This is a genomic window from Actinoplanes lutulentus (assembly GCF_003259845.1).
Classification (GTDB): domain Bacteria; phylum Actinomycetota; class Actinomycetes; order Mycobacteriales; family Micromonosporaceae; genus Actinoplanes; species Actinoplanes lutulentus.
On the sequence record NZ_QLMJ01000001.1, the window covers coordinates 172,672 to 187,096 of the forward strand.

The window sequence follows — 14,425 nt, forward strand, 5'->3', positions numbered from 1 at the left end:
TTCAACGATTTCTAGAGTGTGGCATACGGCACCACGCAGCCCACCAGCACCCCGTAGGAGCCAGGCCCATGCCATCTCTCACCGCCAGCCGCCGCGTCATCGTCGCGAGCCTCGTCGGCACATCCCTCGAGTGGTACGACTTCTTCCTCTACGCCTCCGCTGCCGCGCTCGTGTTCGGCAAGCTCTTCTTTCCCAGCTTCGACCCGCTGACCGGCACCCTGCTGGCCTTCACCACCTACGCTGTCGGTTTCGTCGCACGGCCGCTCGGCGGCATCGTCTTCGGTCACTTCGGCGACCGGGTCGGGCGCAAGGGCGTCCTCGTCGTCACGCTGCTGCTGATGGGCGGCGCCACGTTCCTCATCGGTGTGCTGCCGACCCACGCCACCATCGGCGCCGCCGCACCCGTCCTGCTGGTCACCCTGCGGTTCCTCCAAGGTCTCGGCCTCGGCGGCGAGTGGGGCGGCGCGGTGGTGATGTCGCTCGAACACGGCAACCCGGAGCGGCGTGGCCTGTCCGCCTCCTGGCCGCAGGTCGGCGTCCCGGCCGGAAACCTTCTCGCCTCCGGCGTGCTCTGGGTGCTGTCCGCGACCCTGTCGGAGAGCTCCTTTCTCGCCTGGGGATGGCGCATCCCGTTCCTTCTGTCTGGCCTGCTTGTGGTGGTGGGCCTCTGGATCCGCGTCGCGGTCACGGAGTCGCCGGCGTTTGCACAGGTCGCTGCGAAAGGCGGCAAGGCCAAGCTCCCGCTGATCGAGGTGCTGCGGCTCCACCCGCGCGGGCTGCTGATCGCGATGGCCGCCCGGATCGGCACCGACGTCGCTTTCTACACCTTCTCTCTGTACGTCCTGACGTATGTGACCGGGACCGTCGGACTGCCACGGACCGTGGCGCTGACCGGCGTGCTGGTCGCCTCCGGGTTGCAACTGGCGCTGATCCCGTTCTTCGGCGGACTCTCCGACCGGGTCGGCCGGCGGCCGGTCTACGCGGCCGGGGCGATAGCGGCCGGGATCTGGGCGTTCGCCTTCTTCCCGCTGCTGGACACCGGCAACACGCTGGTCATCGTGCTCACCGTGGTGGTCGCACTGGCCACCCACGCCGCCATGTACGGCCCGCAGGCCGCCTTCGTCGCGGAGCTGTTCTCCACCCGGCTGCGCTACTCGGGCGCCTCGATGGGTTATCAGATCGCCGGCATCTTCGGCGGGGCTCTCGCCCCGATCATCGCGATCAAGCTGGTGGCCGCCACCGGTGGCACGCTCGCCGTGTCCATCTACGTGGCGGCGGCGCTGCTGCTCACGCTGGTGGCGCTCGCCTTCGCCCCGGAGACCTCCCGATTCCCCGCGGTCGACACCGACACCGAACCGGCTCCGGCTGCCAAGGCGCCACTCGCGGCGTGAGCCGAACGTCCCGTATCGCCGAGCAGACCGGGAGAATCACTCTCCCGGTCTGCTGATTAATGCCTGAACGGTGATCCGGGACGGAGCCGGAACCCTGCGGAGGGCCTAGAATCAACGGCACGGCTCCGGTGGTGAGCCCCTGCCCCGGACCCCGGCAACCAGCTAGCTGAATGCCGGGAAAATCATGCTTGCGCACAGGGACCGCACTCGCGACGAACCGAGTGCATTGCTGGCGGCGCTGGTCGCCATGCCGGCCGGGGATCCGTCACGCCGGCTGCTGCGGGACAGGACGATCGAGGCATGGCTGCCCATGGCCCGGCGGCTCGCCTCCCGGTACTCCGGCCGCGGAGTGCCTGTCGAAGACCTCATCCAGACCGCGACGATCGGCCTCATCAAGGCCGTCGACAGGTTCGATCCCACGTACGGATCGAGCTTTGTCGGCTATGCCGTACCGACCGTCCTCGGTGAGCTGAAACGGTACTTCCGCGACCGCGCGTGGATGGTCCGGGTGCCGCGCAAGCTGCAGGAGTTGCGGCTCGCCATCGCCGCGGCGAACGCCGACCTGACCTTTCTGCTGCAACGTTCGCCGACCGTGGCCGACATCGCCGGTTACCTGGACATCACCGACGAGTCCGTCCTCGAAGGGCTTGAGGGCACCCGCGCGTACACCGCGGTGTCGATGTCGACACCGCTGCACCACGACGGCAGCGGTGAACTGGCCGACATCCTGGGCGACGACGATCACGCGTACGCGGCCGCGGAGGACCGGATCGCTCTGGCGCCGGCGCTTGCCGTTCTGGACGATCGGGAACGCAAGATCCTGATCTTGCGGTTTTACGGCAACCTCACCCAGGCCGACATCGCCGAGCGCGTCGGCATCTCCCAGATGCACGTCTCCCGGCTGATCTCGCGGGCTCTGCTCAAACTCCGCCACCGCCTCCAAGACAACGCGTGATGGTCAGCGCGTCGCGCGGCGCGCCTCCAGCAGATCAGGCAGGTTTTCGGCACACCACTCGTGCGCGGCGGCGACGAGCAGCTCGGCCTGTCGTACGCGGACCTGGCGGTCGCCGTGGTCGACGAGATCGAAGATCCGCGCCACCATCGGACGCGGATCTCCGTCTTCGATTGAAAAGCCGCCGGATCCGATTACCTGACCCGGATCCGGACCGAGTCCAGGGCCGGGGTCTGGTTGGCGCGTTCCATCATCGGGATGCGGTGCGAGCCGTCACCGGCCCAGGACGAGCACTGCGCGGTGCCGGCGTCCGGCAGTCCGGGCACCTGGATGGTGATCGTGTCAGGGGTGCTGCCACCCTGGCCGTCCTCGGTCGCGACGAAGAACGCCGGAGCCGGAGCCGGGTCGGGCGCCGACCGCGTGCTGCCGAGCATCCGGCAGGCGGTGTGGAAGTGACCGCGGACCAGGCCGTTCGCCAGGACGCTGGACTCCACGTAGTAACCGCCCTGTCCGGCCGCGAGGAACCGGTCCCGGATCAGGTTGCGGGTGCTGACCTTCAGCGTGAAGGCCTGGTTGCGCCGCACCTGGTTCGGCGCCGAGGTGATCAGCAGCGTCGGGTTGTTGGCGGCCGCGCCGACCTCACCGAACTCGGTGGAGACGCAGCGGTTGCCCTTCTGGAAACCGTCGTGCGCCTCCAGGTTGGAGGTGTCGCAGCTGTTGGTCAGAATCCCGAGGTTCGCGCCGGGAACAGCAGGAGCGGCAGTGGCACCGCCGCCGTTGTTGTTGCCGCCGCCGGCGTTGGTGTCCTCTCCCCCGCCTTCATTGAGGGAGCAGGGCGACAAGCCCTCGGCGTTCAGGTTCGGCTTGTCCGCGTTCCGGCCGATCGCGGTCTCGATCCTGTTGATCGTCGCGAACCGCTTGTCCTTCAGCGGACCGAGAATCGCGTTCTGGATGAAGTTGTCGCCGCCCTGGCCGACGGTCGAGGCGATCCGCTTGTTCGCCTCGTCGATCTGCGTCGCCAGCAGGGCGAGGTTGCGGTCGACCTCGGCCTTCGCCTGGGCCGGGACGGCCACGCCGACAACGACCTGCGGGCAGTTGACGGTGGGCACGGCTTCCGCGGCTGACGCCACACCCAGCCCCACACCGGTGATGGTGACCGCGACCCCCACGACCGCGACGACCTGCCAGCGACGCGTGTTACCGCGCGACTTCTTGAATCGGGACCTATCCATTGGCTCTGCGCCTTCCCCATGGCCAAGACATGTTGCTTCAGCCATCGGTACGGGAACGCTCCCACAATGGATCAACGATCGCCGAACATCATTGAGCGCGGCGCGGCAGCTTCCAGTCCGGACGCGGGAAGTGGCAGGTGTAACCGTTCGGGATGCGCTCCAGATAATCCTGGTGCTCCGGCTCGGCCTCCCAGAAGTCGCCGGCCGCGGTCACCTCGGTGACCACCTTGCCCGGCCACAGCCCGGACGCGTCGACGTCGGCGATCGTGTCCTCGGCGACCCGCTTCTGCTCGTCGCTCTCGAAGAAGATCGCCGACCGGTAACTGGTGCCGAGGTCGTTGCCCTGCCGGTTCACCGTCGACGGGTCGTGGATCTGGAAGAAGAACTCCAGCAGGTCCCGATATGACGTGGCAGCCGGGTCGTACGTGATCTCGATGGCCTCGGCGTGGCCCTCGTGATTGCGGTAGGTCGCGTTCGCCACCTGGCCGCCGGTGTAACCCACCCGCGTCGTGACCACACCGGGCCGCCGGCGGATCAGGTCCTGCATCCCCCAGAAGCATCCACCCGCGAGAATCGCCTTCTCCGTGGTCATGTCCCCCACCTATCTTTCGTCAGTCCCGGCGTCCAGCATTACCCGCGAGTCGCGACCCGGCCACTGTCACGCCGGCAAGTGTCACGTCGGTCACGGGAGGTCGGTGATCGCGTCACGCAGGGTGCCCCGGCCGCTGATGCCGAGCTTGGCATAGATGCGATACAGATGAGTGCCAACCGTGCGGTGCGACAGGAACAGCTGATCGGCGATCTCCTTGTTCGACATCCCGGTCGCCGCGAGCCGCGCGATCTGCAGTTCCTGGGTCGTCAGCACCTTGCGGGTGTCCCCGGCGGAGGAAACCGACGCGACAGCGACGCCGGAGGCGCCCAATTCCGCCGACGCCCGCTCGGCCCACGGCTGTGCCCCGGCCTCCTGGAACGCGGCGGCCGCCGCCGTCAGCTGGGTGCGGGCCTCGCCGATCCGGCGCTGCCGGCGCAGCCACTCGCCGTACGCCAGCCGGGTCCGAGCCGTCTGCAGCGGATAACCCTCGAACGCCAGCGCCGCGGTGAACAACGGCTCGCTGTCCTCGGCCGTCAGGGCTTGGGCGCGCAGCAGCAGCATCCGGATCAGCGGGCTCTCCCACGAGCGGGCGTACTCCTGGGCCTCGGCGAGCCGCTCGCCGAACTGCTCCGCGTTCCCGCCCCGCGAGGCCGCCTCGGCGAGATCAGCGATCGCGAACAGGCCCAGCCCTTCGACGTCGCAAACACCGACCAGCTGCACGTACGCGTTCCAGTGGCGCCCGGCCGCGAGGTCCGCCAGCCCCGCGTTCCAGCGCTGCCACACCACGATGTCCATCCGGCCGGAAAGGCCGGAGAGGCCTGCCGGAGACGCCGGCGACGAGGAGCCGCGCCAGGCGTGCACCTGCCCGATCACGACGTCGGCCAGCGCCACGAGCAGCGGCTCGTCGAGGTCCTCGGCCAGCCGCCGGCCCTCCTCGGCCGCCGTCAGCGCCTCGCCGAGCCGGCCCTGAATCGCCAGGGCCCGGCCGAGGGTGACCGCGGCCGTGGCGAGATCACCCACCGAGCCCTCCTCGCGGGCTCTCGCCGTGGCCGAGCGGTGAAAGCCGGCCGCCAGGATCCACTCGTGTGCCGGCTCGGCGCCGAGCCCCAGGCTCAGCGCGTCGAGCGGGCTCGCCGGCGCCGGCGCGGTACGCAGAGCCTCCACCGCCGCCTGCCCGTGCCGAGCCGGATCCAGCAGTGCTCGCACCACTGCCGCGTGCACGGTGCCGGCCGCCGCCGGAACCGATCGCAGATCCTCTTCGAGACGACTGCGGACATCCGGGCCGGCCGCGTGCGCGGCGCAGAGAATCGCGGTGTTCATCAGCAGGCCGAGCGACGCGGCGACATTCTCCGGTGTCCGGCCGGCCCGCCGGGCGATCGACCCGAGTTCCAGCGGATCGCGGGTGATGACACCGGTGGTGAGCGCGAGGACGTTCTCGGTGAGTCCGGCCCGAGCGGCGATCAGTGGATCGGTGGATGCTCTAGTCGCCGCGGCGGCCAGCCGCAGCGCGGCGGTGTTGAGCCCGGCCCGGCGGGCCGCTTCGGCGGCGAGGGCCAGCCGCAGCGCACGACGGTCGGCGGCCGGCGACAGGTCGGCGGCCCGTTCCCAGGAGCGCATCGCGGAGGCCGTGCTGCCACGTGCCATCAGGGTCACCGCGGCCTGGTCCAGGTCGGCGGCGACCCGCTCGTCGGTTCCGGTGACGGCGGCCGCCCGCTGCGCCGCGGCCCGGGGCTGGTCGGCCTCGTCGGTGAGGATGGCGGCCAGGGCCTCGTGCGCGCTGACCCGCTGCGGCGGGGTGGCCGTCGCGTACACCGCCGATCGGATCAGCGGGTGCCGGAACCGCAGCTCGTCGCCGACCGCCTGGACCAGGCCGGCCTGTTCGGCGGCGGCCAGCGCGTCGAGGCTCGAACCCCGCTCACCGGCCGCCGCGGCGAGCTCGTGCAGCCACGGTTCGCTGTTCGCCGCGGCGATCAGCAACAGGTCCTGGGTGGGCTGCGGAAGCCGGGTGACCCGGGCGGCGAAGGCCCGCTCGATCCGCTCACCCAGGGGCAGCCGGGACGGGAGGGCCGCCGATCCGGTCAGGCCCCGATCGGCGAGGCCACGGGCGAGTTCGACGAGCGCGAGCGGGTTTCCCTCGGCCTCGTCGAGGACGCGCAGGCGGGCTTCCGGGCCGAGCGCGGGGTTGATCTCGGTCAGCAGCAGCGTCGCTTCGGCCTCGGACATCCTGCCGAGCGTCACCTCGGGCAGCCGGAGCGCGTCGAGAGGGTTGGGCTCGTCGCTGCGGCAGCTCGCCACCATCAGGATCGGGGTGTCGCCGAGCCGGCGGGCGACGAAACTCATCATCCCCACAGTGAGATCGTCCATCCAGTGGACGTCCTCCAGGACCAGCAGCAGCGGCCGATCGGTCGCGATGTCCTCCAGCAGGCTCAGCACCGCCACCGAGAGCAGCAACCGGTCCGGCGCGACATCCGGTCCGATCCCGAACGCGCTGCGCAGCGCGTCACGCTGCTGCGGTGGCAGCCCGTCGACCCGGCTGATCGCGGCGTGCAGCAGCTGGTGCAGGCCGGCCATCCCGATCGACGCCTCGCTCTGCACCCCGACGCAGACCAGCGTCTGGAAGCCGATCCGCTCGGCCTCCCGCTCCAGCGCTTCGATCAGCGTCGACTTGCCCGCGCCGGCGCCACCGCGCAGCACGACGGCGGACGCGGTGCCGCCGCGCACGCCGGCCAGCATCCCGGCGAGCCGCGCGAGTTCTCTTTCCCGACCGATCACGCTGTGGACCGTACTAAATGATCTTGAATTTGAGGGCGTCGCGCAGCGCGGCCCGGGTGGTGATCCCGAGTTTCGGGAAGATTCGGTAGAGATGGGCGCCGACCGTGCGGTGGGAGAGGAAGAGCTGGTCGGCGATCTCCTTGTTGGACTTGCCGTCGGCCGCGAGCGTCGCGATCTGCATCTCCTGCGCGGTGAGCAGGGCGTCGCGCTGCCTCGCCGGCCCGGAGACGGCGACACCCGCGGCGCGCAACTCCTCCCTCGCCAGCGCCGCCCAGCCGGCGGCGCCGGCTTGGTCGAACGCGGTGGCCGAGGCCGCGAGTTCCTCACGAGCAGCTTGGGTACGCCTTCGAGCGCGCAACCATTCACCGAAGAGAAGCCGGGTCCGCGCGATCTGAAGCGGATAGCCGGTGACCGCGTGCGGCGCGTCGAGGGCGGCCCGGAAATGCCGCTCGGCCTCGTCGTCATCGGTGGCGAGCAGGCCGAGGCTGCGCTGAATCAGGATCGTGACCAGCACCGATGCGAACGGGCGGGTCCGTTCCTCGACCTCGGCCACCATCGGCGCGGCCAGTTCGACGTTGCCGAGGCGATAGGCGGCCTCGGTCAGATCCGCGACCACCAGCGGGCAGAGGTCGGGGTGCTCGGTCACCGTCGACAGAACGTCGAAGGCGTCGGCGTAACGACCCGCGGAGAGCGCCTGCACGCCACGGGTCCAGCCTTTCATCGTCCGCAGTTCGGCGCTCGGTGAGGCGGCCACCAGATCGTCGGCGTCCGCCAGCGCCGCCGAGGCCGCGTCGTCGTCACCGCGCAGCGCCGCCACGTGTGCCGTGAGCGTCGCGCCGTAGGACGCGAGCATCGGCAGACCCAGGTCGAGACCGTGCCGCAGGACCTCGTCGGCGGCGAGCGCGGCGCCGGAGAGATTCCCGCGTACCAGCAGGTTGCGTGCCAGCCGGACCTGGGAACTGACCAGATCACCGATGGCGCCGGCCCGGCGGTACCCCTCGGTCGAGACGGCCCAGCCGTGCCCGGCGAGAACCCAGTCGTGCAGCGACTCGGAGACCGCCGCCAGCAGGTTGCCGAACTGCGGCGGCAGCGCGACCAGGTCCCGCGTCCAGGCCCGCACGGCCGGCGCCAGCTCCTCGACGTGCCGCGCGGGTTCCAGACAGGCTTTGACCAGCAAGGTCCTCGGGTCCTCGTCGGGCAGCGGCAGGTCACGCACCGCCTCCAGGACCCGGTGGCCGACCTCCGCCGCCGCCGCTTCCACCTGGCAGCGGACCGCCGCGAGAACCAGCAGGTCGGTGGCGACCTCCCGGTTCGCCGGCGCGACGCGGCGGGCGGTGCCGATCAGATGGTCGATGTCCGGCCCCACCGTGTTCGCGTGCATCGACAGGGTCGACTCGGTGAACGCGAGACCAGCCAGCACGATGGGGTCGTCAGCCACTTTCCGGGCCGCCTCGGCGAGCCGTGCGGTGGCCGCGGCGAGCCCGCCCTGACGAGCCGTCCCGGCCGCCCGGACAAGACGGCGCGCCATCTCCTGCGGATCGGGTGACAGCTCGGCGGCGCGTTCCAGATAGCGCATGGCGCCGCCGAGGGCACCCCGGGTGTGTGCGTCGTCGGCGGCCGTTTCCAGGTCGCGGGCGACGAACTCGTCGCGGCCGACAGTGCCGGCCGACCGGTGCCAGGCCGCGCGTTCCGGTTCGCCGGCGAACACCTCGGCCAGCGCCCGGTGCACGGCGATCCGGCGGGGGAACGACGCCGCGCCGTAGACGGCGGACTGGATGAGCGGGTGCCGGAACGTCAGCTCACCGCCGGCCAGGTGCAGCAGCTCGGCGTCCTCGGCCTGGCGGATGCGTTGCTCAGGCGCGTCGACGCCGAGCAGCCGGGCCGCCTTGTCGAGTTCGGACAGGCTGGCGTCGTTGCTGCTCGCGGCGAGCAGCAGCATGTCCTGCACCGGCTGCGGCAGCAACGCCACCTGGCCGGCGAAGACGTTCTCCAGCCGGGCGCTCAGCGGCAACCGGGCGGGCAGGCTCGACACGTCCTGCAGTCCGCGGTCGAGCAGCCCCCGGGAGAGCTCGACGAGGGCGAGCGGGTTTCCCTCGGCCTCCTCCAGGATCCGGTCCCGGGTCTCGCGCCGGATCGCGGGGTTGAGCTCGGCGAGCAGGTCGGCGGCCTCGGTGTCCGGCAGGCGCCCGAGCGACAACTCGGGCAGAGCCAGTTCGGTACGCGTCTCCGACCCCTCGGACCGGCAGGTCACCAGCATCACGATCGCCGTGTCCCGCAGCCGCCGGCCGACGAAACCGATCAGGTTGAGCGTCGGCTCGTCCATCCACTGGACGTCCTCGACGATCAGCACCAGCGGCTGCTCCTGCGCGAGATCCTCCAGCAGGCCGAGGACCGCCACGGCGAGCACCAGCGGATCGGGTGACGTGCTCGGACCCAGCCCGAAGACGCTGCGCAGGGCGGCACGCTGCCGTTCCGGCAGACCCTCGGCCCGGTCCACCACCACGTGCAGCAGCTGTTGCAGGCCGGCCATCCCGGAACTGGTCTGACGCTGGACACCGGCGCAGGTCAGCACCCGGAATCCGCGTCCCAGCGCGGTGGAACGGGCGTCGTCGACGAGCGTCGACTTCCCGATGCCGGCCGGCCCGCGGATGAGCAGAGCGCCGCCGCGCGACCCGGCATCCGCGAGCAACGCCTGCACCGCCGCCCGCTCACGTGCCCGCCCATGCATGCCGTGACCCTACGCCTTACGTCACGCCGGATCGGTTACGGCAACGGCGTAGTCGCATGACGGATGACCCTCCGCCGCCAGCGCCGAATACTTCTGTCGGAGGGTTCGGCATAGGGGGAACACATGCTTCGGCACAACGTCCGGTTCACCGTTCTCGGGCCGGTGCGCGCCTGGCGCGACGACCGGGAGATCGACCTGGGTACGCCACAGTCAAGAACGCTGCTCGCACTGCTGCTGGCACACGGCGGCCAGGTGGTGAGCCTGGCCCGGATCGTGGACGCGTTGTGGGGCGCCGAACCGCCCCGGACGGCGATCAACGCGATCCACCGCAACGTCGGCCTGCTCCGGCGCCAGATCGAGCCCGGCCTGGCCCTGCGGGAGACCGGCAGCTGGCTGATCCGCTCGGCCGGCGGGTACCGGATCGACGCCGGCCCGGACAGCCTGGATCTCCTGGAGTTCCGCCACCTCGTCCAGCAGGCCCGGGACGCCGCGTACGGAAGCGCCGAACTGTTCCGCGAGGCGCTGCGGCTCTGGGAGGGCGCCTGTGCCGAGGGCATCGACCCGCAGGCGCGCGGCGACGCCGTCTTCACCCGGCTGGACCAGGAGCTGTTCGCCGTGACGAGGGAGGCCGCCGACGTCGCGCTCGCCCACGGTGACGCCGGGATCCTGGTCAGCGCGGTCGAGCGGGCCACCGAACGCGCGCCGTTCGACGAACCGCTGCACGCGCGGCTCATCCGGCTGCTCACCGCCACCGGGCAGACCGCACAGGCGCTGGCGGTTCACCAGCGACTGCGGACCCGGCTCGCCGACGACCTCGGCCTGTCACCGGGCCGGGAGGTGGCCGCCGCCCACAACGCGGTGTTCCACCCTGCCACGTCCGCGCGGGCCACCGGGCTGTTCACTGATCTGCCGCTGTTCGCCGCCCGCTCGCACCACGTCCGGCCCCGGGTCGACGGGCTGCTCGATCTGATTCGGGATGCGGTGACCACCCGGGTGCTCGCGGGCACACCGGCCGGTTCCGCCGAGGAGAACACGACGCTGAGGGCGGCGATGCAGGACGTCCTCGATGTGCTCGCCGAGGCGGTGGTGGCCCCTTATCCGCATCCCGCGGACTCACCCCGCAGGATCCGGAAGCCGATCTCCCGCTGACAGCCCACAGGCCGGCCTCGGAATCCTGACGGACCGATGCCCCTAGAATCCTCGGATAACTGTCCAGTGACCCGAGGTGAGCAGCCCGATGACGCAGGCGGCTCGGCTGTTCGGGCGCGCGGAGGAGATCCGCCGCGTCGGCGTGCTCATCGCGGATCTTCCCGAGCAGGGCGCCGCGCTGATCCTGCGCGGCGACGCCGGCATCGGGAAATCGGCCATCCTTGCGCAGGCCGTCGCCGACGCCCGGCAGGCCGGTGTACGCGTACTGAGCACCACCGGCGTCGAGGCCGAGAGCCACCTGAACTTCGCGGGCCTGCACCAGTTGCTCGCACCGGTCCTCCGGCACGCCGGTGAGCTGCCCGACCCGCAGCGCACCGCGATCCTGACCGCTTTCGGCCTGGCCGACGCTCCCCCACCGGATCTCTTCCTGATCGCCCTGGCCTCGCTCAACCTGCTGGCCGACAGCGGGCCCTTACTGGTGGCGGTCGACGACGCCCACTGGCTGGACCCGGCGAGCGCCGCGGTGCTCACCTTCATCGCCCGCCGGATCGCCGCCGAACCGATCGCGCTGATCCTGTCGGCACGCGACGGCTTCGGTACGTCCTTCGACGACCAGGGCATTCCCAGCCTGTGCCTGGAGGCCCTGGACCCGGGCGCCGCCGAGACGATGCTCGACGCCCGGGCGCCGGACCTGTCGCCGGCGGCCCGCGCCACGATCCTGGCGGCCGCGCAGGGCAACCCGCTCGCCCTGACCGAGCTGCCGAGCGTCGCCGATCGGCTCGACCCGGCCCGCTCGTGGCTACCACTGACAACCCGGCTGGAACGGGCTTTCGCCGGCCGGCTCGACGATCTCCCGCAGGCGACCGTGACCGTTCTCGGCGTCGCCGCCCTCAACGACGGTGACGCGCTGGCCGAGGCACTCGCCGCGGCGAGCCTGGTCGAGCACCGGCCGGTCACCGCCGGTGAGCTGCAACCCGCGGTCCTGGCCGGGCTGGTGTCGGTGGACGAGGGCCGGGTCCGGTTCCGGCATCCGCTGGTCCGGTCCGCGATCCATCTCCGGATCAGCGGCCTCGACCGCCTGGCCGTGCACGGCGCGCTGGCCGAGGTTCTCGACGGCCGGGCGGAACGCCGGCTCTGGCACCGGGCCGCCGCCAGCCACGGCCCGGACGAGGCGATCGCCCGGGACCTCGACGCGGCCGCGCAGCGTGCCCGCGGCCGCGGTGCCGTCGCCGGCGCCGTGCGCACTCTTGAACTGGCCGCCCGCCTCAGCACCGACCAGGTCCACCGCGTGGAACGGCTCCTGCAGGCGGCGAGTCTGTCCACCGAGATCGGCCGGCGCGAGGAGGTGGATCGCCTGCTCGACCTGATCGGTCCCGCTGAGATGAATCCCGCCCAACGAGCCAAAACCGCTTGGGTACGAGGCCGCTTCGACCATCACCTCGCCGACAGCACGACAGGTGTCCGTGCCCTCATCGCGTACGCGCGGGACGCCATCACCCGAGGCGAGACCGACCTGGCCCTGGACCTGCTCTACGCCGTCGGCCTGGCCTGCGCGTTCTCCGAGCCCGGCGCCGAGCTGCGCGGATCCGCCGTGTCCACGGCACGCCAGGTCGCCGTCGAGGACGACGATCCCCGGCTGCTGCTGGTGCTCGCGTTCGCCGACCCGGTGGAGTGCGGCGCCGAGGTGTCCGCGCGGCTGCACACCTGGACGGACACGGCGGCCGACGACGGTTCGCTGTACCGGGTTCTCGCCACCGCGGCGAACGCGATCGGCGAATACCAGCTGTGCCTGGCCTTCGTCGCGCCCGCCCTGGTCCGGCTGCGGGCACAGGGCCGGCTGGGATTGCTGACCCGGGCCCTCGCCGTGCAGGTCCGGGCCGCCGCGAACATGGCGAACCTGGGCATCGCCGTTCCGGCCGTCGAGGAGATGATCCGCCTCGCCTGCGAGACGTCGGTGCCCCCGGTCGAAGCCCTCGGCTGGGCACAGAACGCGCACATCGCCGCCCTGCGCGGCCGGTACGACGAGTTCGAGGAGAACGCCGCCCAGGCCGAGCGACTGGGCGCACCGGTACGCGCGTCCGCCGCCCTGGCGACCGCTCAGCACGCCCGGGGCCTCGCCGGACTGGCCACCGGCCGATACCGCGAGGCCACCGACCACCTGCTGCGCATCTTCGCGCCGCAGGACCCGGCGTACCACCTGCTGAGCTGCTGGGACGCGATCGGCGATCTCGCCGAGGCCGGTCACCGCGGCGACGACCAGGACCGGGTACGCGACGTCGTGGCCGGCATGGAACGCATCGCCGAACGGATGCCGACCACGGCCCTGCGGGTCAACCTCGGGTACGCCCGCGCGATGCTGTCCCCCGGTCAGCACCTCGTGCCGTTCCTCGCCACCGACCTGACCGCCTGGCCATTCCTGCGGGCCAGAGCACAGCTGGTGTACGGCGAACGGCTGCGCCGGCATCGCCGCCGCGCCGAGTCCCGCACGGCGCTGCGGGCCGCCCGCGACACGTTCGACGCCATCGGCACGATCCCCTGGGGCGACCGGGCCAGGCAGGAGCTGCGTGCCGCAGGCGAGACCAGTGGTCACCGCGCCCCGGACGCGATGGACCGGCTCACGCCGCAGGAACTCCAGATCGCCCACCTGGCCGCGGAAGGGCTGACCAATCGTGAGATCGGCCAGCGCCTCTACGTTTCGCACCGCACCGTGAGCACCCACCTGCACCGGATCTTCCCGAAGCTCGGCGTCACGTCCCGGGCCGCCGTGAAGGACGCCATGGGCCGCTTCGACGCGCCGGACCGTTTCACAGAGTCGTGATCAGCCCACCGTCGATGACGATGTCCGAGCCGGTGATGTTCGCGGCCCGGCCACCGGCCAGCAGCAGCACCAGGTCGGCGACCTCGTCCGGCCGGGTGAACCGGCCGGTCGCGGTACCGCTGACCGCGCCCTTGGCGACCTCTTCCGGCGCCAGGTTCTTCGATCCGCCGACGGTTTCGGCCACCCCGCCGGAACCGAGCCACAGGTCGGTCTCCACCGGCCCCGGGCTGATCGTGTTGACGCGTACGCCCCGGGGGCCGAACTCCTTCGACAACGACTTGGAGAAGTTGACGAGGGCCGCCTTGCTGGCGCTGTAGTCGATCACCAGCGGGTCCGGCAGCCACGAGTTCACCGAGTTGATCGTGACGATGTTGCCGCCGTGCTCCAGCAGGTGGGGCAGGGCGGCGCGGGTGACCCGGACCGCGGACAGGAAGTTGATGTCGAGGGCCTGCTGCCAGTCCTCCTCGGTCACCGACAGGAACCCGCCGACCCGCGGACGGACCCCACCCACGTTGTTGACCAGCACGTCCAGGCCGCCGAGGACGGCGATGCCCTGCTCGACGAACTCCGCCGCGCCCTCAGCCGTGCTGAGGTCCGCGTTCACCGGATGGACGTTCCCGGTCTCGGCCAGTGCGGCGAGCTCCGGTGTCGTGCTCCGCGACCCGGCCACCACGGTGGCGCCCTCACCGACCAGAGCCCGTACGATCGCCAGCCCGATCCCCCGGCTCGCGCCGGTGACCAGCGCTTTCTTACCTGCCAGTTCGAGATTCATGTCGTGATCCCTTCGAGCG

10 protein-coding genes are annotated in these 14,425 nt (G+C 71.4%); 4 read left to right on the plus strand and 6 right to left on the minus strand.

Annotated features, from left to right (window positions below; all coding sequences use genetic code 11):
• Nucleotides 1-68: 68 nt before the first annotated feature.
• Both B0I29_RS00685 and B0I29_RS00690 read left to right on the plus strand, forming a co-directional pair.
• A complete protein-coding gene (locus tag B0I29_RS00685; protein WP_111646826.1) occupies nt 69-1,391 on the plus strand; it encodes an MFS transporter in 1,323 nt (440 codons plus the stop codon).
• Nucleotides 1,392-1,575: 184 nt separating this feature from the next.
• Entirely contained in the window at nt 1,576-2,346 is a 771-nt protein-coding gene (locus B0I29_RS00690; protein ID WP_111646827.1) for a SigB/SigF/SigG family RNA polymerase sigma factor, read from the plus strand.
• A 3-nt stretch (nt 2,347-2,349) separates the two neighbouring features.
• On the opposite strand, the gene B0I29_RS45545 is transcribed toward B0I29_RS00690, so the two are convergent.
• From B0I29_RS45545 to B0I29_RS00715, 5 genes are all read right to left on the minus strand, one after another.
• Nucleotides 2,350-2,493, minus strand: a complete 144-nt coding sequence (locus B0I29_RS45545; RefSeq protein WP_181557632.1) for a hypothetical protein — start codon at nt 2,491-2,493, stop codon at nt 2,350-2,352.
• A gap of 44 nt (nt 2,494-2,537) precedes the next feature.
• On the minus strand, nt 2,538-3,575 hold the full coding sequence (locus tag B0I29_RS00700) for a hypothetical protein (RefSeq protein WP_111646828.1): 1,038 nt from the start codon (nt 3,573-3,575) through the stop codon (nt 2,538-2,540).
• An 88-nt stretch (nt 3,576-3,663) separates the two neighbouring features.
• Complete coding sequence (gene msrA / locus B0I29_RS00705; protein WP_111646829.1) at nt 3,664-4,167, minus strand: peptide-methionine (S)-S-oxide reductase MsrA; 504 nt, start codon at nt 4,165-4,167, stop codon at nt 3,664-3,666.
• A 90-nt stretch (nt 4,168-4,257) separates the two neighbouring features.
• Nucleotides 4,258-6,939 (minus strand): helix-turn-helix transcriptional regulator, encoded by a 2,682-nt coding sequence (locus B0I29_RS00710; protein ID WP_146616679.1) that lies wholly within the window; start codon nt 6,937-6,939, stop codon nt 4,258-4,260.
• A gap of 13 nt (nt 6,940-6,952) precedes the next feature.
• Nucleotides 6,953-9,667, minus strand: coding sequence for a helix-turn-helix transcriptional regulator (locus tag B0I29_RS00715; RefSeq protein ID WP_111646831.1), 2,715 nt, complete (start codon nt 9,665-9,667; stop codon nt 6,953-6,955).
• 123 nt (nt 9,668-9,790) lie between these two features.
• Between B0I29_RS00715 and B0I29_RS00720 the strand changes: the two genes are divergently transcribed.
• Nucleotides 9,791-10,816 (plus strand): AfsR/SARP family transcriptional regulator, encoded by a 1,026-nt coding sequence (locus B0I29_RS00720; RefSeq protein WP_111646832.1) that lies wholly within the window; start codon nt 9,791-9,793, stop codon nt 10,814-10,816.
• Between the two features lie 88 nt (nt 10,817-10,904).
• A complete protein-coding gene (locus B0I29_RS00725; RefSeq protein ID WP_111646833.1) occupies nt 10,905-13,634 on the plus strand; it encodes an ATP-binding protein in 2,730 nt (909 codons plus the stop codon).
• Here the strand turns inward: B0I29_RS00725 and B0I29_RS00730 are convergent.
• On the minus strand, nt 13,621-14,406 hold the full coding sequence (locus B0I29_RS00730; RefSeq protein WP_111646834.1) for an SDR family NAD(P)-dependent oxidoreductase: 786 nt from the start codon (nt 14,404-14,406) through the stop codon (nt 13,621-13,623). The genes B0I29_RS00725 and B0I29_RS00730 overlap by 14 nt on opposite strands.
• Between the last annotated feature and the right edge of the window lie 19 nt (nt 14,407-14,425).

What these genes read in the sequence shown, in the direction of transcription:
- B0I29_RS00685 (WP_111646826.1), top strand. Translation starts at nt 69, where the DNA reads ATGCCATCTCTCACCGCCAGCCGCCGCGTCATCGTCGCGAGCCTCGTC.
- B0I29_RS00690 (WP_111646827.1), top strand. Translation starts at nt 1,576, where the DNA reads ATGCTTGCGCACAGGGACCGCACTCGCGACGAACCGAGTGCATTGCTG.
- B0I29_RS45545 (WP_181557632.1), bottom strand. Translation starts at nt 2,493, where the DNA reads ATGGTGGCGCGGATCTTCGATCTCGTCGACCACGGCGACCGCCAGGTC.
- B0I29_RS00700 (WP_111646828.1), bottom strand. Translation starts at nt 3,575, where the DNA reads ATGGATAGGTCCCGATTCAAGAAGTCGCGCGGTAACACGCGTCGCTGG.
- msrA (WP_111646829.1), bottom strand. Translation starts at nt 4,167, where the DNA reads ATGACCACGGAGAAGGCGATTCTCGCGGGTGGATGCTTCTGGGGGATG.
- B0I29_RS00715 (WP_111646831.1), bottom strand. Translation starts at nt 9,667, where the DNA reads ATGCATGGGCGGGCACGTGAGCGGGCGGCGGTGCAGGCGTTGCTCGCG.
- B0I29_RS00720 (WP_111646832.1), top strand. Translation starts at nt 9,791, where the DNA reads ATGCTTCGGCACAACGTCCGGTTCACCGTTCTCGGGCCGGTGCGCGCC.
- B0I29_RS00725 (WP_111646833.1), top strand. Translation starts at nt 10,905, where the DNA reads ATGACGCAGGCGGCTCGGCTGTTCGGGCGCGCGGAGGAGATCCGCCGC.
- B0I29_RS00730 (WP_111646834.1), bottom strand. Translation starts at nt 14,406, where the DNA reads ATGAATCTCGAACTGGCAGGTAAGAAAGCGCTGGTCACCGGCGCGAGC.